21 protein-coding genes are annotated in these 18,754 nt (G+C 68.9%); 13 read left to right on the top strand and 8 right to left on the bottom strand.

Annotation, left to right across the window (positions count from 1 at the left end; translation table 11 throughout):
* Nucleotides 1-49: 49 nt before the first annotated feature.
* Nucleotides 50-571, bottom strand: a complete 522-nt coding sequence (locus tag LHP98_RS17000; protein WP_227253754.1) for an invasion associated locus B family protein — start codon at nt 569-571, stop codon at nt 50-52.
* 174 nt (nt 572-745) lie between these two features.
* On the opposite strand from LHP98_RS17000, the gene LHP98_RS16995 reads away from it, so the two are divergent.
* Both LHP98_RS16995 and LHP98_RS16990 read left to right on the top strand, forming a co-directional pair.
* Nucleotides 746-1,750, top strand: coding sequence for an asparaginase (locus LHP98_RS16995; RefSeq protein ID WP_227253753.1), 1,005 nt, complete (start codon nt 746-748; stop codon nt 1,748-1,750).
* Between the two features lie 47 nt (nt 1,751-1,797).
* Nucleotides 1,798-2,142, top strand: a complete 345-nt coding sequence (locus tag LHP98_RS16990; protein WP_227253752.1) for a DUF2794 domain-containing protein — start codon at nt 1,798-1,800, stop codon at nt 2,140-2,142.
* Nucleotides 2,143-2,206: 64 nt separating this feature from the next.
* Here the strand turns inward: LHP98_RS16990 and LHP98_RS16985 are convergent, their stop codons facing one another.
* The 3 genes from LHP98_RS16985 to LHP98_RS16975 all read right to left on the bottom strand — a co-directional run bounded on the left by LHP98_RS16985 (nt 2,207) and on the right by LHP98_RS16975 (nt 4,849).
* Complete coding sequence (locus LHP98_RS16985; protein WP_227253751.1) at nt 2,207-3,019, bottom strand: NlpC/P60 family protein; 813 nt, start codon at nt 3,017-3,019, stop codon at nt 2,207-2,209.
* The gene (locus LHP98_RS16980) at nt 3,019-4,404 is read right to left on the bottom strand and encodes a leucyl aminopeptidase family protein (RefSeq protein ID WP_227253750.1); all 1,386 of its coding nucleotides are present in this window, start codon (nt 4,402-4,404) and stop codon (nt 3,019-3,021) included. Before LHP98_RS16980 ends, LHP98_RS16985 begins: the two co-directional genes overlap by 1 nt.
* A 64-nt stretch (nt 4,405-4,468) precedes the next feature.
* Nucleotides 4,469-4,849, bottom strand: a complete 381-nt coding sequence (locus tag LHP98_RS16975) for a hypothetical protein (RefSeq protein WP_227253749.1) — start codon at nt 4,847-4,849, stop codon at nt 4,469-4,471.
* A gap of 161 nt (nt 4,850-5,010) precedes the next feature.
* On the opposite strand from LHP98_RS16975, the gene LHP98_RS16970 reads away from it, so the two are divergent.
* A complete protein-coding gene (locus LHP98_RS16970) occupies nt 5,011-5,658 on the top strand; it encodes a carbonic anhydrase (RefSeq protein ID WP_227253748.1) in 648 nt (215 codons plus the stop codon).
* On the opposite strand, the gene LHP98_RS16965 is transcribed toward LHP98_RS16970, so the two are convergent.
* The 3 genes from LHP98_RS16965 to LHP98_RS16955 form a co-directional block, all read right to left on the bottom strand.
* Nucleotides 5,637-5,984, bottom strand: coding sequence for a hypothetical protein (locus LHP98_RS16965; protein ID WP_227253747.1), 348 nt, complete (start codon nt 5,982-5,984; stop codon nt 5,637-5,639). The genes LHP98_RS16970 and LHP98_RS16965 overlap by 22 nt on opposite strands.
* Before the next feature lie 183 nt (nt 5,985-6,167).
* Nucleotides 6,168-6,692 (bottom strand): DUF2478 domain-containing protein, encoded by a 525-nt coding sequence (locus LHP98_RS16960; RefSeq protein WP_227253746.1) that lies wholly within the window; start codon nt 6,690-6,692, stop codon nt 6,168-6,170.
* 275 nt (nt 6,693-6,967) lie between these two features.
* Complete coding sequence (locus tag LHP98_RS16955; protein ID WP_227253745.1) at nt 6,968-7,111, bottom strand: hypothetical protein; 144 nt, start codon at nt 7,109-7,111, stop codon at nt 6,968-6,970.
* A 406-nt stretch (nt 7,112-7,517) separates the two neighbouring features.
* On the opposite strand from LHP98_RS16955, the gene LHP98_RS16950 reads away from it, so the two are divergent.
* The 10 genes from LHP98_RS16950 (at nt 7,518) to LHP98_RS16905 (ending at nt 17,017) form a co-directional block, all read left to right on the top strand.
* Entirely contained in the window at nt 7,518-8,387 is an 870-nt protein-coding gene (locus LHP98_RS16950; RefSeq protein ID WP_227253744.1) for a DMT family transporter, read from the top strand.
* Nucleotides 8,384-9,271 carry a DMT family transporter gene (locus LHP98_RS16945; protein ID WP_227253743.1) on the top strand — a complete coding sequence of 296 codons (888 nt, stop codon included), beginning with the start codon at nt 8,384-8,386 and terminating at the stop codon, nt 9,269-9,271. Before LHP98_RS16950 ends, LHP98_RS16945 begins: the two co-directional genes overlap by 4 nt.
* A 59-nt stretch (nt 9,272-9,330) precedes the next feature.
* Entirely contained in the window at nt 9,331-10,851 is a 1,521-nt protein-coding gene (gene gpmI, locus LHP98_RS16940) for a 2,3-bisphosphoglycerate-independent phosphoglycerate mutase (protein WP_227253742.1), read from the top strand.
* Entirely contained in the window at nt 10,848-11,972 is a 1,125-nt protein-coding gene (locus LHP98_RS16935) for a murein hydrolase activator EnvC family protein (protein WP_227253741.1), read from the top strand. Before gpmI ends, LHP98_RS16935 begins: the two co-directional genes overlap by 4 nt.
* 7 nt (nt 11,973-11,979) lie before the next feature.
* Nucleotides 11,980-13,332, top strand: a complete 1,353-nt coding sequence (locus LHP98_RS16930; protein WP_227253740.1) for a S41 family peptidase — start codon at nt 11,980-11,982, stop codon at nt 13,330-13,332.
* Between the two features lie 10 nt (nt 13,333-13,342).
* Complete coding sequence (locus LHP98_RS16925; protein ID WP_227253739.1) at nt 13,343-13,816, top strand: RNA pyrophosphohydrolase; 474 nt, start codon at nt 13,343-13,345, stop codon at nt 13,814-13,816.
* 78 nt (nt 13,817-13,894) lie between these two features.
* Nucleotides 13,895-14,665 (top strand): SDR family NAD(P)-dependent oxidoreductase, encoded by a 771-nt coding sequence (locus LHP98_RS16920; protein WP_227253738.1) that lies wholly within the window; start codon nt 13,895-13,897, stop codon nt 14,663-14,665.
* Nucleotides 14,662-15,558 carry a 2-dehydro-3-deoxygalactonokinase gene (locus LHP98_RS16915; RefSeq protein WP_227253737.1) on the top strand — a complete coding sequence of 299 codons (897 nt, stop codon included), beginning with the start codon at nt 14,662-14,664 and terminating at the stop codon, nt 15,556-15,558. Before LHP98_RS16920 ends, LHP98_RS16915 begins: the two co-directional genes overlap by 4 nt.
* On the top strand, nt 15,555-16,163 hold the full coding sequence (locus LHP98_RS16910; RefSeq protein ID WP_227253736.1) for a 2-dehydro-3-deoxy-6-phosphogalactonate aldolase: 609 nt from the start codon (nt 15,555-15,557) through the stop codon (nt 16,161-16,163). The genes LHP98_RS16915 and LHP98_RS16910 overlap by 4 nt, the downstream gene beginning before the upstream one ends.
* Nucleotides 16,160-17,017 carry an SMP-30/gluconolactonase/LRE family protein gene (locus LHP98_RS16905; protein ID WP_227253735.1) on the top strand — a complete coding sequence of 286 codons (858 nt, stop codon included), beginning with the start codon at nt 16,160-16,162 and terminating at the stop codon, nt 17,015-17,017. The genes LHP98_RS16910 and LHP98_RS16905 overlap by 4 nt, the downstream gene beginning before the upstream one ends.
* Nucleotides 17,018-17,020: 3 nt before the next feature.
* On the opposite strand, the gene LHP98_RS16900 is transcribed toward LHP98_RS16905, so the two are convergent.
* Nucleotides 17,021-18,610, bottom strand: a complete 1,590-nt coding sequence (locus LHP98_RS16900; protein ID WP_227253734.1) for an alpha-amylase family glycosyl hydrolase — start codon at nt 18,608-18,610, stop codon at nt 17,021-17,023.
* Nucleotides 18,611-18,754: the final 144 nt, after the last annotated feature.

Below are 18,754 nucleotides of genomic sequence, written 5' to 3'. Positions count from 1 at the left end.
GAAAGCGCCCCGGGGGGGCCGGGGCGCCGGTCTGCCTTGCGGGTGCGGCCTACTTGCAGCGCGCGCCGGCGTCTTCCATCGCGGCGGTGAAGCCGCGCAAGGAGAAGGTATCCCTGGTCTGCGTGCCCTTGCCCGACTGCGCGGAAATCACCGCATCGCTGCCCGCCTTGAGCGCCTTGAGCAGGGCCGCATCATCCTCGGCGCTGCCCGGCCAGGCCCATTCGCCATCGGTGAACAGCTCGAACACGCTGCCGCCGACATCGACCTTGACGGTCGAACCGCCGGCGAACGGATAGCCGCCGGTGAAACTGATCTCGCCCGGCTTGCCGGGGCGGAAGGTCACGAACAGCAGAATGTCGCCGCGGCGCACGCTGACCGGCGCCCCGTCGCGGGTGTTCACCGTTTCCTTCGGCTTGGACACGCCCCAGCATTCCTTGGGGCTTTCCTCGACGAAGACGTTCCAGTCGGTGATCGTCGCCACCCGGTTGGTCGATTCCTGGGCGGCAGCGACGCCGGCCATCGCCAAGGTGATTGCTGCGGCGCCAAGCGCGCGGCGAAGGGCGGATGTCATGTCTGACGCAGCCTCCAAGCTGTCTTTGCCTCTGTGCCCCTGCGTGGCCCCGGCCTTTGGCCTTGTTCCTGCTGGCAGAAGCGTCCTGAACCCGATACTCCAGCTTTACTGAAAAAGGCCATAGGGCGAAAGACCCTTGGGCAGAAGATCGCACATCTGTGACGGAGGGGCAGGATGGCAAGGGTGGATGACGGCGCGGTGCCGATGGCCGAGGTCTGGCGCGGCGGGCTGTTGGAAAGCACGCATCTGGGCCATGCGGTCATCTGCGACGCGCGCGGCATCGTCCAGGCCTGGGGCAACCCGGCGGCGGTGATCTTCCCGAGATCATCCTGCAAGATGATCCAGGCGCTGCCCTTGCTGGAAACCGGTGCGGCCGCCGCGGCGGGGCTGTCGGACGCGCATCTGGCGCTGTCCTGCGCCAGCCATCAGGGCGCGCATCTGCATGTGGAAATGGCCGGCCGCTGGCTGGCAGACCTGGGCCTGTCCGAGGCCGACCTGCGCTGCGGCCCGCACGAACCCCTGGACCACGCCGAGCGCGACCGTCTGATCCGCGCGCATCAGGCGCCCTGCCAGCTGCACAACAACTGCTCGGGCAAGCATTCCGGTTTCCTGACCGTGACCCGGCACCTGAAGGCGGGGCCGGAGTATGTCGAGATCGACCACCCGCTGCAGCGCGCCATCCGTGCCGCCACCGAAGAGGTGACGGAAGAGCCCATCGCCGGCTGGGGCGTCGACGGCTGCTCGGCGCCGAATTTCGCGATGACGCTGGAAGCCCTGGCCCGTGGCATGGCGAAATTCGCGGTGGCGCGTGAAGGCCACGGTGCGCGCGAGGATGCGATGCACCGGCTGGCCCGGTCGATGGCGCTGTGGCCGGAACTGGTGGCCGGCGAAGGCCGGGCCTGCACCGAGTTGATGCGGGCCATGGGCGGCCGCGTGGCGATCAAGACCGGCGCCGAGGCGGTGTTCGTGGCGATCCTGCCCGACCGTGGCCTGGGCGTCGCGCTCAAGGTGGTGGACGGCAATTCCCGCGCCTCCGAGGCGGCGATTGCGGCGCTGCTGGTGCGGCTGGGGGTGCTGGACCCGAACCACCCCGATGCCCGCAAGCGGTTGAACCCGCAGCCGAAGAACTGCCGCGGGATCGTCACCGGAGAGGTCCGCGTCGCACCCGGCTTCGGCTGACAGCGCGCGCTTGATTTGCCGGGCAAAGCCGGGCAGGCTTGGCCCCCATGAACATGGAAGCCCCCGTTCCCTTTCCGCTGGGCCAGCACCTGGAAGACCAGGTGGCCTTTGACCGGCGAGAGCTTTCGGTGATCCTGCGGCTTTATGGCCAGATGGTGGCCGCCGGCGAATGGCGTGACTACGGCATCTCGCATGGTCGCGAGGCGGCGGTTTTCGCCGTGTTTCGCCGCACCGCCGAGCATCCCCTGTATCGCATCGAAAAGCGTCCCAGGCTGCGGGCAAAGCAGGGCATCTATGCCGTGGTCAGTGATGCCGGGCATATCCTGCGCCGCGGGCATGATCTGGCGGCGGTGCTGAAGGTGCTGGAGAAGAAGCTGATCCGTCCCGTCTGACGGCTGGCCTGCGTGGGGGCGCTTCGCCCCCCACACCCCCCGAGAGTATTTCGAAAAGGGCAAATCATGGGCGGCGGCGGGCGAGGACCGGCGTGCCTTCGGCGGCGATGCGGGTGATGGCGTCGGCGAGGGGTTCGTATGTGACGCGCATCTTGTGGCCGGTGGCGTGGAAGATGCGGTCGGGGGCGGTCAGCAGGGCGACGTGGCCTTTCCAGAAGATCAGGTCGCCGCGCTGCATCGGCGCGCCTTCGGGGATGTCGTGGCCGATGCTGCGTTGCAGGTCGCTGTCGGCGGGGCAGGGGCGGCCGGCGGCGTGGAACGCCAGTTGCACCAGGCCCGAGCAATCGACCCCGGTCACCGAGTTGCCGCCCCAGAGGTAGGGCGCGTGCAGCAGGGTTTCCGCCACGGCGACCGGGTCGGAGGCGGGTTCGTGTTCCGGGGCGATGTGGCTGGAGGGGACGAAGCCCAGCGGCGTTTCGGCCCATTTGCCAGTGTCGGACAGGACCAGCACCCGGGCGTTCAGGTACAGCGGCGTTGCCGGTCGGGCCTGCACGCGCGGCTCGGGGTAGGCGTGGGTGGCGGGGGTGGTGACGCGGTGCGTGGTCTTTGCCCAAGGGCCGAGGTCGGCTTCCGCAACCCAGCCGCAATAGCCGTCCTTTGCGGCCTGCAGGAAGGCGTGGTCATCCCGCCGGTCGATCACCGTCACCGCATCGCCGCAGATCAGCGTGCGGTCGATGGCGCCGCCGGGGTTGGCGAGCAAGGGCGCCAGAGGCGTGGCGATGCGGGCGGGTTCGCCCGTGGTGAACTCGGCCTGCACCTGGCCTTGCAGCACGGGCAGGGCCTTGCGGCCGGAAAACGGGGTCAGCCGGCGGTCCATCACAGGCCCAGCATCTGCGGCAGGGCGTTCAGGATCGCCCGCGCGCCCTGGCCTACGCCACCCTTCGGCCGGGCGGGGGCGTCGGTCGGCGTGTGGCCGTAGATGTCGAAGTGCAGGTAGCGCGGGTGGTCGGCAAAGCGGCGCAAGAACAGCGCAGCGGTGATGCTGCCGGCGAAGCCGAAGCCGGGAGCGTTGTCCAGATCGGCGATACCCGGCTCGATCACCGGCTCATAGGGGGCGTGGAAGGGCATCCGCCAGACCGGATCGAACCCGGCTACGGCGCCGGCCTCAAGCGCTTGCGCCAGGCCGCCCTCTTCGGCCCAATAGGGGGCAAGGTCGGGGCCGACCGCCACCCGCGCGGCGCCGGTCAGCGTGGCCATGCTGATCAGCACATCGGTCGGCTCGTCGCCGGCATAGGCCAGCGCGTCGCCCAGCACCAGCCGGCCCTCGGCATCGGTGTCGTTGACCTCGACCGTCAGGCCCTTGCGGCTGGTCAGGATGTCCTTCGGCTTTTGCGCATTGCCGGCGATGACGTTTTCCACCGCCGGGACCAGCACCCGCAGCCGCAAGGGCAGGTCCAGCGCCATGATCATCTGCGCCAGGCCCAGCACGGTGGCAGCGCCACCCATGTCCTTTTTCATCAGGCCCATGCCCGTGCTGGGCTTGATGTTCAGCCCCCCGGTGTCAAAGCACACCCCCTTGCCGACCAGCGTCAGCCGCGGGCCGGCGCTGCCCCAGCGCAGGTCGATCAGCCGGGGCGCGCGCGGGCTGGCGCGGCCGACGGCATGGATCATCGGAAAGTTCTGCGCCAGCAGGTCATCGCCCCGGATCACCCGCGCCTCGGCGCCGAACCGGGCGGCCAGCGCCAGCGCGGCAGCCTCCAGCTCATCCGGCCCCATGTCCTGCGCGGGGGTGTTGATCAGGTCGCGGGTCAGGAACTCGCCCTCGGCCATGGCCTGCACCCGCGCCGCGTCCACGCCCGCGGGCGCCTTCAGCCGCGGCAGATCGGGCGCCTTGCGGCCCGGGCGATAGCGCTCGAAGCGGTAACCCGACAGCAGCCAGGCCAGCGCCGCCTCGGTCGCCTGCGCCACGGTCAGCGCGCCCTCCAGATGCCAGCAGCCCCCCGGCAGCCCGGCCACCGCCTTGGCCAGGCCAAAGCGCATCCGCGCCCGCGCCTTGTCGGTGCCGAACCCGGCCACCGCGCCGGCAAGCCCTTCGGCCCCGGGCAACAGCCGCACCTCGCCCAGCGCGGCCTCGAACCCGGTCGCCTTCAGCCAGCCGGCATGGGCCGCACCGGCGCCGGCAAGAAAGCCGTCAAGCCCGTCCGAGGGGACAACATGGAACGGCAGCGAGTTGGCATCGGCGTCGGCAAAGGCAGGGGTCATGGCGCTGGGTCCGGCTGGGAAATCACCCGGCCGACCCTAGCGCAGCGCGTCCCGCCCGCAAGCCCTAGCCTGACAGATCGGCAAAGCCGTGGTCGGCGGCCAGCGACCGCTCGGCCACCCGCAAGAGCCGCGCCCAGACTGCGGCGAAGGCGGTCGAATCGCAGCGCTCAAGACAGGCGCGCGCATCCGAGGCCACCACGCCCAGGCTGACCATCCCCAGGTTTTCCGCCATCCGCTGCAACTTCTTCAGCTGCCGCGCCAGGTCGGCCAACTGGTGGCCCTTCACCTGCGCCGCAATGCCGGCCATCGCCAGCGCCAGTTCGCCCAGCGCCCGCGCCACCATCTGCTCGGCCGCCGCCGTGCCAAGGTTACGGTAGATCACCGCAATCGCTTCGCCGTCCTGGCGCACCCGTTCGCGCACCCGCAATGCCGTGACTTCGGCCATCCGATCACCCCTTGGCCCGAAGGCCCGTTCCACTCACACCCAAGGATCAGTCTGGCACCGCGTGCTTACCGCTTCGTTGCGGTTTTCCGGCACCGCGGCCATTTTGCCCCTCGTATTTTCGGCGAATGCACCCTACCTCACAGCCGGAAAAGGAGGACGCCATGCACCATGCCCGCCCGCTGCCCGCCTATCTGGTTCAGCGTTTCCACGGTTGGAAGGCCACCGCCTACCAGCAGAACCGCGCCTGGTATCGCCGGCTTGCGGCCAGCGGCCAGCACCCGCGCGCCATGGTGATCTCGTGCTGCGACAGCCGCGTCCACGTCACCTCGATCTTCGGCGCGGACGAGGGCGAGTTCTTCATCCATCGCAACGTCGCCAACCTGGTGCCGCCCTACAACCCGGACGGCGAATACCACGGCACCTCGGCCGCGGTGGAATATGCCGTGACCTCGCTGGGCGTCGCGCATATCGTCGTCCTGGGCCATTCCAATTGCGGCGGCGTCCGCGGCTGCCACGACATGTGCACCGGCCAAGCCCCCGCGCTGGAACAAAAGACCAGCTTTGTCGGCCGCTGGATGGACATCCTGCGCCCCGGTTTCGACAAGGTGGCCCACCTGCCCGAAGGCGAAATCCTTCCGGCGCTTGAAAAGCAGGCGGTGCTGACCAGCCTGGAAAACCTGATGACCTTCCCCTTCCTGGCCCAGGCGGTGCAGGACGACCGGCTGAGCCTGCACGGCCTTTGGACCGATACCGGCGAGGGCGATCTGGAATGCTACGACCCCGAGCGTCAGGCCTTCGTCGCGGTCTGAACCGTCTGCCGCGTGGCGCTTCGTTGCAGCGGCTGGCTGGCGACGCGGGCCGAGACTTCCTGCAATCCATGCACCAGGAAGACGCCCATGAACCCATGATAGGCGACGGTCGCGCCCACCAGGTGCAACAGGTAGATCCACCCCGTCGAATAGGCGGCGACGCCGATCACGCCCAGCGAGGCCACCGCCGAGATGGCCAGCGCGGCCAGCATGGCGCGGCCGTTCGGGCCCATCCGGCGGGCCACGATCGCCCGCCGCTCAAGTTCGGCCGCACCCAGCAGCAGCACAAGCGATGCGCCCAGGGACAGAGCAAGGAACTGGAACACGTCTTGCCTCCTTCTCCGATGTGACCGGCACGGAACGCCAGCTTCCGTCAGCCGTCCGACGGCAGGCCTTTCGAGCAGAAGGGATACCCCCGACTCGGCCGCTTCGCAATGAGACGGAATGCCCGGATCGGGTCTCCCTGCCGGCTTGCGCGGACCTGCGGCGAAAGGGCCTGGCCAGGGCCGTCAGCCGATCCGGCAAAGATCGCCGTCCTGCCCTTCATGACACCAGTCCAGGACAAGGCGCCGGTCTGCGGGCAACCGCCGGGCCAGGTCGCCCGCAAAGGCCAGGAATCCGGGCAGGTTCGCCGGGTTCACGCCCACCAGCACCGGCAGGGCGCGCTCAAGCGCCGTCGCGATGACGGCGACAAGTCCACGCCCTTCGGCCTCGCGCTTGCCGAACTTGTTCACGATCAGAAGCTCGGCCCCGGCAAGCCGGCGCTCGACCTCGACCCCGGCCTGTTCCAGGGCGGCGGAATCCAGCAGGCAGCCCTGGGCCAGACTGCCGCGATCCTCGCTGATCCGGATCGTCGGCCCGTCGGGAAGCACCCGCAGGTCCATGTCGCATCTGGTCCGGCCCGGACGTCCGCTGTTGATCTGCACCGTTCCGGCCAGCCGCATCCCCGCGGTTTCCAACGCGGCGGCCACCTCGGCCAGAAAGCGGTCGGTCTCGCCGCGCCCCGGGATGCTGACATAGGCAAGCTTCATCATGCCTCCTCCTCGGCCCGATACGCTACGGCAGCGCGGGCCGCCGATGCAAGACCGCTGCGCCGGGCCGACAGGTCCGCCGATGCCGCAACGGCGGCCAGACGGTCCGGGCCATCTTCACGGCAACGCCGATCACAGCGCGGGTGGGGCTGGCGCAACGGGCTTCCGGTCTGCTCGGGCAGCGATTTCGGTTCAAGGCCGGGACAGTTGCGCACCCGGTGCAATTTGACGGCGTCAAGCTGGGCGATGCCCTTGGGATCGAGATGGCGCAGGGTCGCTCAGGCCGCCGCTTCGGTGATCGCCGCGGCATTCTCCGGCGCCTCGACGCAAGGCCGCACATGGTCTGGCGGCATCGGCCGAACCTCCTGTCCCGGTGCCGGCAAGGCGCGGCCCCAGTGATGCGCCCCGCGGCGCACCTTCATTGCCGTCATGCGCGGTGGCAGGCTGGCAGCGAGCATCGCCAGCCGGTCGCGAGGCTCACGGGCCGATCACTCCTCCGTCGGACAGCGCCATCCGACGTGGCACTCTGCATCAGCGGGCGGGTCGGGCCTCTGCCCCCATCGGCGGCAGCCCCGGCCCCTTCGACGCGGGCCGGATCGGCCCGGACCGGCCCGGATCGGCGGGGCACCCGGGGCAGCATCGCCAGCCGGTCAGACAAGGCCGCACGGCGCCCTGGTCCGGCGATTCCTTAACAAATCATGAAGATGCGGTTGCAAGCCATTGAAAGGATTGGGTCCGATTCATGTCCCATCATGGGACACCCTGCCGGGTCCTTTGCGGCCTGCCCCCTGTAACACTGCCCCGGCCCATGCTACCCACACCCCCGCCATGACCGCCTCCCGCAACCCTCGCCTCGGCATCCTCCTGATGATCGCCACGGTCGCCGCCTTTGCGGCCCAGGACGGGTTTTCCCGCGGTCTGGCCGGGGAATACAACACCCTCATGGTGGTGATGATCCGCTACTGGGCCTTCGCGGCGCTCGTCCTGGTCCTGGCCCTGCGCCGCCCCGAAGGCCCGCGCGCCGCCACCCGCACCGCCCGCCTGCCCGCCCACCTGCTGCGCGGGGTCCTGCTGGTGACCGAGATCTGCCTGATCGTCTGGGGCTACACCCTGATCGGCCTGATCGAAAGCCACGCCCTTTTTGCCGTCTGCCCACTGCTGGTCGTGGCCCTGTCCGGCCCCCTCCTGGGCGAGCGGATCGGCCCCGCGCGCTGGCTGGCGGTGGCGGCGGGGATGGTGGGGGTGGTGGTCCTGTTGCGGCCCGGCGCCGGGGTGGTCTCCTGGGCCGCGCTGCTGCCGCTGACCTCGGCGCTGCTTTTCGCGCTGTTCTCGGTCCTCACCCGCCTGACCTGCCGCGACGAGCCGACCTTCCCCGCGTTTTTCTGGCCCGCCGTCACCGGTGCGGCCCTGATGACCGCCATCGGCCTGCCCAGCCTTGAACCCGTCGCCGCCGCCGACCTGCCCGCGCTGTCGGCCTATTGCGCCATCGCGATCCTGTCGAACTGGCTGATCCTGAAGACCTACGAGCAGATCGAGGCCGCCCGGGTCCAGCCTTTCGCCTACCTGCAGATCGTCTTTGTCACCGGCATCGGCATCACCGTCTTCGACGAGGTGCTGACCCTGCCCATCGCGATCGGCGCCGGCATCGTCATCGCCGCCGGCCTGTTCGCCCTGTCGCTGGAGCGGGCCCGCTCATGAGCACGCCGCAGAACACCCGCCTTGGCATCTGGCTGATGATCGCCACGGCCACCGTCTTCGCCGCACAGGACGGCGTCTCGCGCCATCTGGCCGAGGCGACCAACGTCTACATGGTGGTGATGATCCGCTTCTGGTTCTTCGCGGCCTTCGTCATCGCCCTGGCGGCACGCGCCCCGGGGGGCCTGCGCGCCGCCGCACGCACCGGCTACCCCGGCCTGCAGATCGCCCGCGGAGTGATCCTGGTGGTCGAGATCTGCATCATGGTGCTGGCTTTCGTCTCGCATGGCCTGATCGGAAGCCATGCCGTCTTTGCCTGCTATCCGCTGATCGTTGCCGCCCTGTCCGGCCCGGTGCTGGGCGAGAAGGTGGGCTGGCGGCGCTGGCTGGCCATCGGGGCCGGCTGCCTGGGGGTGCTGATCCTGCTCAACCCCGGCGCGGGGGTGTTCACGCCATGGGCGCTGGTGCCCTTTGTCGCGGCCTTCATGTTCGCGATCTACGGCCTGTTGACCCGCTATGTCGCCCGCAAGGACACCGCAGCGGTCAGCTTCTTCTGGACCGGCACCGTCGGCGCGCTGACGATGACGCCGGTCGGCCTGTGGCACTGGCAGCCGATGCTGCCCGCCGACTGGCTGTGGATGGCCACGCTGTGCTGCACGGCGGCGCTGGGGCACTGGCTGATGATCAAGGCCTATGCGGTGGCCGAGGCCTCGGCGATTCAGCCCTTTGCCTATCTGCAACTGCCGCTTGTCTCGATCATCGGGATGACCGTCTTCGACGAGACGCTGCGCGCAAACGTGGTGATCGGCGCGGCCATCGTGGTAGGGGCGGGGATCTTCACGCTGTGGCGCCAGCGCCTGCGCGAAAAGCAGGTGCTCCGCGGCTAGGCCGGTTGCCCCGCAGGGCCGGCCCGCGTAATACCGCCGCAACCACCCGGAGGTTCCCGATGCCCGCGCCCAAGCCCGTTGTCCTGTGCATCCTTGACGGCTGGGGGATCGGGCAGATCCCCGAATTCTCGGCCCCCGCTCAGGCCAATGTGCCCACTTTCAACCGGCTGATGGCGGAATGCCCGAATGCCACGCTGGTCACCTTCGGCCCCGACGTCGGCCTGCCGACCGGTCAGATGGGCAATTCCGAGGTCGGCCACACCAACATCGGCGCCGGCCGGGTGGTGGCGATGGACCTTGGCCAGATCGACCTTGCCATCGAGCAGGGCAGCTTTGCCCGCGAACCGGCGCTGCAGGACTTCATCGCCAGGGTCATGGCCGCGGGGGGCACGGCGCATCTTGCCGGCCTCGCCTCTCCGGGCGGGGTGCATTCGCACCAGAGCCACATCGCCGAGGCGGCCCGGGTCATCGCCGCCGCCGGTGTGCCGGTGCTGGTGCATGCGCTGACCGACGGGCGCGACGTGCCGCCGCGGTCGGCCGCCGAGCAGGTGGCGGCGCTTGAATCCGCGATGGGCCCGTCGGCCCGCATCGCCACGGTCATCGGCCGCTACTGGGCGATGGACCGCGACAATCGGTGGGAGCGGGTGGAACAGGCCTTCCGCGCCATCGTGCAGGGCCAGGGCGTGGCCACCGCCGCCAGCGCGGCCGAGGCCATCGCGCAGGGCTACGCCCGCGATGTGACCGACGAATTCCTGCCCGCCACGGTGATCGGCGGATATAGCGGCATGCAGGACGGTGACGGGCTGTTCTTCATCAACTTCCGCGCCGACCGCGCGCGCGAAATCCTTGCGGCCATCGGCGACCCGGGTTTCACCGCCTTTGCCACCGGCCCGCGGCCGCGGTTCTCGGCGCTCTTGGGGATGGTGGACTATTCCACCGCCCACAACGCCTATATGACCACGGTCTTTCCCAAGCAGGACATCGTCAACACGCTGGGCGAATGGGTGGCGAAACAGGGCCTGACCCAGTTCCGGCTGGCGGAAACCGAGAAATACCCGCACGTCACCTTCTTCCTGAACGGCGGGCGCGAGGTGCCGTTTCAGGGCGAAGACCGTTTCATGCCGCAGTCGCCCAAGGTTGCCACCTACGACCTGCAACCGGAAATGAGCGCGCCCGAGGTCTCGGACCGCTTCGTTCGGGCCATCGAACAGGGCTATGACCTGATCGTGGTCAACTACGCCAACCCCGACATGGTGGGCCATACCGGCAGCCTGCCCGCCGCCATCAAGGCCTGCGAGGCGGTGGACGCCGGGCTGACCCGGGTGGTGGCGGCGCTGCAACGGGCGGGCGGCGCGATGATCGTCTGCGCCGACCATGGCAACTGCGACCTGATGGTCGATCCGGCGACGGGGGGGCCGCACACGGCGCATACGACGAACCCGGTGCCGGTGATTCTGGTCGGCGGCCCGCCGGGCGCGCACTTGCGCAACGGCCGGCTGGCCGACCTGGCGCCCACGCTGCTGCAGCTGATGGGCCTGCCGAAGCCGCCCGAGATGACCGGGGAAAGCCTGATCGCATGATCCGCCGTGCCGCCCTGCTGCTGGCCCTGCTGGCCCTGCCCGCGGTTGCCGAGACGGTGGCCGAGCAGGCGGAAAAGGCTTCGGCCGACCTGACGGCGGCCATCGCCGCGCTGCAGACGGCAGAGGCCTCGCGCGACCGGGTGGCCGCGCTGACCCAGACGATCCGCGCCTATGAGCTTGGCCAGGCGGCAATGCGCGAAGCGATGCGGCAGGCCGAGTTGCGGCAGACCACCCTGGCGATGCGCTTCGACACCAAGCGCGAGCGGATTGCCCAGCTGCTGGGCGTGCTGGAGCGGATGGAACTGTCGCCCGGCCCGCTGTTGCTGCTGCACCCCGAAGGTCCGCTGGGCACCGCACGATCAGGCATGATGCTGGCCGAGGTCACCCCCGCGCTGCAGGCCGAGGCCGAGGCTCTGAAGGCCGAATTGCAGGAACTGGCCGACCTGCGGGCGCTGCAATCCGCCTCGGCCGGCACCCTTGCCCAAGGGCTGGCAGCGGCGCAGGACGCGCGGACCGCATTATCGAAGGCGATCTCGGACCGCACCGACCTGCCGAAGCGGTTTGCCGAAGCGCCAGAGGAGTTGCGGCTGCTGGTCGAATCCGCCGATACGCTGGAATCGCTTGCGGCCGGCCTGGCGCTGAACACCGCCGAGGCCGGCAACACCTCTTTCGCCGGCACCATGGGCGCCCTGCCGCTGCCGGCGATGGGCACCTTGATTCTCCGCCCGGACGAACCCGATACCGCAGGCGTGCGCCGCCCCGGCATGGCGCTGGCCACCCGCCCGCGCGCCCTGGTCACCGCGCCCTGGCCGGCGACGATCCGCTACATCGGACCTCTGCTCGACTACGGAAATGTGATCGTGCTTGAACCCGGTGACGGCTATCTGTTGGTGCTGGCAGGGCTTGGAACGCTGTACGGTGAGGTGGGAAACGTGGTTGCGGCCGACGCACCGCTGGGGCTGATGGGCGGGACCGACACGGTTTCTGCCGAACCGACGACGGCAGACCCGGTGGACACTGGCGCACGCGACACGGAAACGCTTTACTTGGAATTGAGATTGGGGGCCGCGCCGGTGGACCCGACAGAATGGTTCGCCGCGACGGCGACGACAGGAAACTGAGGAACCGATGAAGAAACTCGTGATGGCCGCCGCAGGCGGGACGTTGGCCGGTGTTCTTCTGACCAGCCAGGTCGGTCCACTGATCGCCCAGGAAGCCAGCAAGGAAAGCTCGGTCTATGAACAGCTTGACCTGTTCGGCGACATCTTCGAACGCATCCGCGCCCAGTATGTCGAGCCGGTCGAGACCGAAAAACTGGTCGAAGCGGCGATCAACGGCATGCTCACCTCGCTGGACCCGCATTCAAGCTATCTGTCCGCGAAGGACTTCGAGGACATGCAGGTGCAGACCAAGGGCGAATTCGGTGGCCTGGGCATCGAGGTCACCCAGGAAGAGGGCTTCGTCAAGGTGATCTCGCCGATGGACGGCACCCCGGCAGCGAAGGCCGGCATCCAGGCCGGCGACTTCATCACCCATGTGAACAGCGAATCGATCCTGGGCCTGACGCTGGATCAGGCCGTCGACCTGATGCGCGGGCCGGTGGGAAGCGAGATCATCATCACCGTGGTGCGCGAAGGCGTGCCCGATCCGTTCGACGTGTCGATCCTGCGCGACACCATCAAGCTGACCGCCGTCAAGGGCCGCGTCGTCGGCAAAGCCGTGGTGCTGCGCATCACCACCTTCAACGACCAGACCACCCCCGGCGTGGTCGAAGCCCTGAAGAAAGGCATTGAAGAGCTGGGCGGGATCGACAACCTGGAAGGCGTGGTGATCGACCTGCGCAACAACCCCGGCGGGTTGCTGAACGAGGCGATCAGCGTTTCGGACGCCTTCCTGGAAACCGGCGAGATCGTCTCGACCCGCGGCCGCAACCCGCAGGACGGAGAGCGCTACAATGCCAAGCCGGGCGACCTGATCAGCGGCAAGCCGATCGTGGTGCTGATCAACGGCGGCTCTGCCTCGGCCTCGGAAATCGTCACCGGCGCCTTGCAGGACCACCACCGCGCCATCGTCGTGGGCACCAAGAGTTTCGGCAAGGGCTCGGTCCAGACGCTGATCCCGCTCAAGGCCGATGGCGCCATGCGGCTGACCACGGCGCGCTATTACACGCCCTCGGGCCGGTCGATCCAGGCCCTGGGAATTTCACCCGACATCGTGGTGCAGCAGCCCGCGCCGCCGCCTCCGGGCACCACCGAGACCGAAGCCGAAAAAGAGGAATCGGCCGCGATGAAAGAGCGGTCCGAGGCCGACCTGCGCGGCGCGATCAGCAATGACTCGATGACCGAGGACGAAAAGCGCGTCTACCAGGAAGAACAGGCCCGCGCCGAGGAATCGGCCAAGCTGCGCGACGAGGATTACCAGTTGGCCTATGCCGTCGACATCCTGAAGGGCCTGTCAACGATCACTCTGGTCGAACCCTGAGGGCCGACAGATGGCTGACGACCTGCCCTACCGCCCTTGCGTGGGCGTCATGCTGGTGAACCGCGACGGCCTGGTCTTTGCGGGCCAGCGCTTCGACAGCACCCTGCCCGCCTGGCAGATGCCGCAAGGCGGGATCGACGGGGACGAAAAGCCGAAGGAAGCCGCCTACCGCGAGTTGTGGGAGGAAACCGGCGTGACCCGCGACCTCGTGGAATTCGTTGCCAAGTCGCACGGCTGGGTGACCTACGACCTGCCGCCCGAGCTTTTGGGCAAGGTCTGGGGCGGCAAGTTTCGCGGCCAGCGGCAGAAGTGGTTCCTGTTCCGCTTTCTCGGCACCGACGACCAGATCCGCATCGACAGCGAGCACCCCGAATTCTCACGCTGGGCCTGGGTGGATGTGGACGAAATGATCGCCGGCATCGTGCCCTTCAAGCGCGCGGTCTATGAAGACGTGGTGAAAAGCTTCCGCGCCTATCTGGCCTGACCGCGCCCGCCGCCGCTTGACGCCCAGGCGGGCTTCGGCCAACCCTTCTGGCCTGCAGGCCGCCAGGAGGAAAGCCCCGTGCCCGACTACCCCGTGTTCCCCGACCTCAAGGGGCAGTCCGTCTTCATCACCGGCGGCGGGTCGGGCATTGGCGCGGCCCTGACCGAGGGGTTCCTGCGCCAGGGCGCCAAGGTCGCCTTCTGCCAGCGCAGCGATGCCACGGCGTTCTGCGATGCAATGGAGCAGGCCACCGGCGCGCGGCCGCTGTTCCTGCCTTGTGACATCACCGTGATGGACCAGCTTGAACTGACGCTGTCGACTGCCGCGCGGGTGCATGGGCCTGTCACCGTGCTGGTGAACAACGCCGCCAACGACCAGCGGCACGCCACCCTGACCACGGATGAGGCGTTCTGGGACTGGTCGATGGCGATCAACCTCAAGGCCTATTTCTTTGCCGCCAAGGCGGTGATCCCCGGCATGCAGGCGGCCGGCGGCGGCGCCATCGTGAACTTCACCTCGATCAGCTACATGATGGGGAACGCGGGCTATCCGGTCTATACGACCGCGAATTCCGGCATCAACGGCCTGACCCGCAGCCTGGCGCGCGAATTCGGCCCCGACCGCATCCGGGTGAACGCCCTGGCGCCGGGCTGGGTGCTGACCGACAAGCAAAAATCACTGTGGGTCACCCCTGAGGGCCTGGCCGCGCACATCGACCGACAATGCCTGAAGGACACCATCCAGCCCGAAGACATCGTCGGCGGTTGCCTGTTCCTGGCCTCGTCGGCCAGCCGGATGATGACAGGGCAGGCGCTGGTGATCGACGCCGGCGTGGTGGTCACCGGATGACGCCCGACTGGATCGCCGCCGACTGGGGCACGACCAACCTGCGGGTCTGGGCGATGGGGCCGGGCGGCGTGCTGGCGACGGCCGCGTCCGAAGACGGCATGGGCCGGCTGTCGCGCGACGATTTCGAACCGGCGCTGTTGCGGCTGATCGGGCCTTGGCTGGGCGCCGGGGTGACCCCGGTGCTGGCCTGCGGCATGGTCGGCGCGCGGCAGGGCTGGTTCGAGGCGCCCTATCGCGCCGTGCCCTGTGCGCCGCTGGAGCACTTGGGTCTGATTGCCGCCCCGGTGCGCGATGGGCGAATGACCGTTCACATTGCGCCGGGCCTATCGCAGGCCCGCCCCGCCGACGTGATGCGCGGCGAGGAAACCCAGATCGCGGGGGTGCTGGCGGGGACGCCCGATTTCGACGGCGTTCTGTGCCTGCCGGGAACCCATTCCAAATGGGCGCAGGTCAGTGCGGGTGAGGTGGTCAGCTTCCAGACCTATCTGACCGGAGAGCTGTTCAACTTGCTGTCGACCGCCTCCGTGTTGCGGCACGGGATGGGTTTGGGCTGGGACGACGCCGCCTTCGATGAGGCGGTGTCCGACACGCTGTCCCGGCCGCAGAGGATTGCCGCACAACTGTTCGGTATCCGGGCCGAAGGGCTGTTGCACGGGCTTTCCCCGGACGCCGCCCGGTCGCGCCTGTCCGGCCTGCTGATCGGCGCCGAGCTTGCCGCCGCGCGGCCCTACTGGCTGGGCCAGCAGGTGGCGCTGGTCGGCAATGACCGCCTGTCCGCCGCTTATGCCCGTGCGCTGGCGGCGCAGGGCGTGCCGGCCAAGACCCTGGACGCCACCGACTGCACGCTTGCCGGCCTCAGGACCTTGCGCCGCCAAATGGAGACCCGGACATGACCCAGCACCTGCCCTTGATTGCCATCCTGCGCGGGCTGACCCCGGCCGAGGCCCTGCCGGTGGCCGAGGCGCTGATCGGCGCCGGCATCACCCGGATCGAGGTCCCGCTGAACTCGCCGCACCCGATGACCTCGATCGCCGCCATGGCGGGTGCCTTTGGCAGCGGCGTGCAGATCGGCGCCGGCACCGTGCTGACGGTGCAGGACGTGCGCGAGGTGCGCGATGCCGGCGGGCGGCTGGTGGTGTCACCCAACACCGACCCCGAGGTGATCGCCGAGACGCGCCGCCTGGGCATGGACAGTTGGCCCGGGGTGATGACGCCTACCGAATGCTTTGCGGCCCTGAAGGCCGGCGCCAGCGGGTTGAAGCTGTTTCCCGGCTCTCTGATCGGCCCCGAGGGGCTGAAGGCGATCCGCGCGGTGCTTCCGAAGGGCACGCAGGTCTATGCCGTGGGCGGCGCCGGGCCGCAGAATTTCGCCCAGTGGATTGCCGCCGGGGCGAATGGTTTCGGCATCGGCACGGCGCTCTACACGCCGGGCCTGACGGCGGCCGAGGTTGGCGCGCAGGCCACCGCGATCGTTGCCGCCTGGAAGGCCGCGCAATGATCTGGGACGACCGCCCCTGCGATCTGGGCGAGGGCGCCTTCTGGCACCCGCTGCGACGCCAGTTCTACTGGTTCGACATCCTGCACGGCCGCCTGCTGACGCGCGATGCGGGCGGGCCGCAAGAATTCCGGTTCCCCGAAATGGTCTCGACCATGGGCTGGATCAATGCCGACGAGGCGCTTGTCGCAGCGGAATCCGGGTTGCTGCGGGTGAACCTGAACGATGGCTCATATAGACAGTTGGCACGGATCGAGGCCGGTCAGCCGGCGACCCGCTCAAACGACGGCCGGGCCGACCGGCAGGGCGGATTCTGGTGGGGCACCATGGGCACGCGGGGCGGAGATGACCCCGGGCTGGGGGCGATCTGGCGCTTTTACCGGGGCGAGGTGCGCCGCCTGTTCCCCGGGCTGACCATCCCGAACGCGATCTGCTTCACGCCCGACGGGACGACGGCGCAGTTCACCGACACGCTGAGCCACAAGGTCATGCGCGTCGCGCTGGATGTTGACGGCTGGCCGGTGGGCGAACCCCGTGTCTGGCTGGACCTGACGGCCGAGGGCCTGCTGCCCGATGGCTGCACGATCGACGCCGAGGGCTACTCTTGGCTGGCGCAATGGGGCGCGGGCCGGGTGGCCTGCTACGGCCCGGACGGCACCTTCCTGCGCGCCGTCGAAGTGGCCGCGCCGCATTCTTCATGCCCCGCCTTCGGGGGTGTGGGGATGGACACGCTGTTCATCACCTCCGCGCGCGAGGGCATGTCGGCCGAGGCGCTGGCCGCCTGCCCGGACGCCGGCCGCACCTTTGCCACCGCCGGGGTAGCGCGCGGTCTGCCGGAACCGCAGGTGATTGCCTGACCGTCAGGGCAGCGGCAGGAACACCGCCGCGTTCGGGCCCAGCGTCAGCACGCCCTTGGCCAGCGTCGCAGCCAGCACCGGCCCCGCCGGGGTGAGCGGCGCGTCGAAGGCAAGAGCCACCGCCTTGGGCGACAGGTTGAACAGGCACAGCACCGCGCCCGGACCCTGCCCACGCTGGAAGGCCAGAACCGGCTCGGGTGTGTCCAGGACCTGCGTCCGGCCGTGCCGCAGGGCCGGGGTGGCGCGGCGGAAGGCCAGCATGGCGCGGTAGAATTCCAGCACCGACCCGGCCCGCCCAGCCTGCCCGGCGACGTTGCGCGCCAGTTGCGGCGGCTTGACCGGCAGCCAGGGCGTGCCGGCGGTGAACCCGCCTTGCGGGCCATCCTCCCAGACCATCGGCGTGCGGGTGTTGTCGCGCCCCACCGGGGCGGGCCAGAAGGCGATACCCTGCGGATCGGTCAACTCTTCGAACGACAGTTCGGTATCGGTCTGGCCCAGTTCCTCGCCCTGCCACAGGCAGACCGAGCCTTCGAAGGACAACAGCAGCGCCGCCGCCTGTTTCGCCAGCGCCTCCGGGTCGGCCCCGAAGGCCGCCCAGCGGGACACATGGCGCGAGACGTCGTGATTGGAAAACGCCCACATCGGCCAACCCTTGGGCGCGCCCTTGAAGAACCCCTCGATCCGGTCGCGGAACACGGCGGCCGAGAACTTCTTCCCCAGCATCTCGAAGCTGTAACACTGGTGCAGGCGGCCGGGGGCGGAATAGTCGCCCATCATTTCAATGGCATGGTGGCTTTCGCCGACCTCGCCCACCGAGGCCGCGCCGTATTCGTCCAGCAGGCCGCGCAGGCGGACCAGCCAAGCCAGATTCTCGGGCCGGTTCTTGTCGTAGAGGTGGTATTGCATGCCGTAGGGACTGGTTTCGGGTTCGTCCTTCACCCGGTGATCAGCCGGGTTGTCGCGAAACTGCGGGTCATGGAAGAAATAGTTGACCGTGTCGAAGCGAAAGCCGTCGACGCCGCGGTCCAGCCAGAACCGCAGCACCGACAGCGCCCAGTCCTGCACCGCCGGATTGTGATAGTTGAAGTCCGGCTGGCTGGTCAGGAAGTTGTGCAGGTAGAACTGCCGGCGGCGGCCGTCCCAGGTAAAGGCGGGGCCACCAAAGACCGACAGCCAGTTGCAGGGCGGGGTGCCATCGGGGCGTGGGTCGGCCCAGACGTACCAGTCGGCGCGCGGTCCGGTCCGGCTGGCGCGGCTTTCGGCAAAGAACGGGTGCTGGTCTGACGAATGCGACAGCACCTGGTCGATGACGATCTTCAGCCCCAGCCCGTGCGCCCGGGCCACCAGGGCATCGAAATCCTTGAGCGTGCCGAAGACCGGATCGACGTCGGTGTAGTCGGAGACGTCATAGCCCATGTCGCGCATCGGGCTGCGAAAGAACGGCGACAGCCAGACCGCATCGACGCCCAGGTCGGCCAGATAGGGCAGGCGGGCGGTGATGCCCTTCAGGTCACCCACCCCGTCGCCGTTCGAATCCTGGAACGACCGGGGGTAGACCTGATAGGTCACCGCGCCCTTCCACCACATGTCCATGCTGCCCGCCCCTTGCACCGTTTCAACCTGCATACCGCGGCTTTGCAGTCTGTCCAGCGCACAGGGCGGATTTCGCGGAACTGAACCCGCCCTGCATCAAGGCGGAAAGTTGTGCGCATCACAAATCGGCATTTGACCTAGCGG

This window comes from Rhodobacter sp. Har01, assembly GCF_020564565.1.
Classification (GTDB): Bacteria; Pseudomonadota; Alphaproteobacteria; order Rhodobacterales; family Rhodobacteraceae; genus Pseudogemmobacter.
The sequence above is the reverse complement of the archived record's forward strand: the minus strand, read 5'-3'. Positions and strand labels throughout refer to the sequence as shown.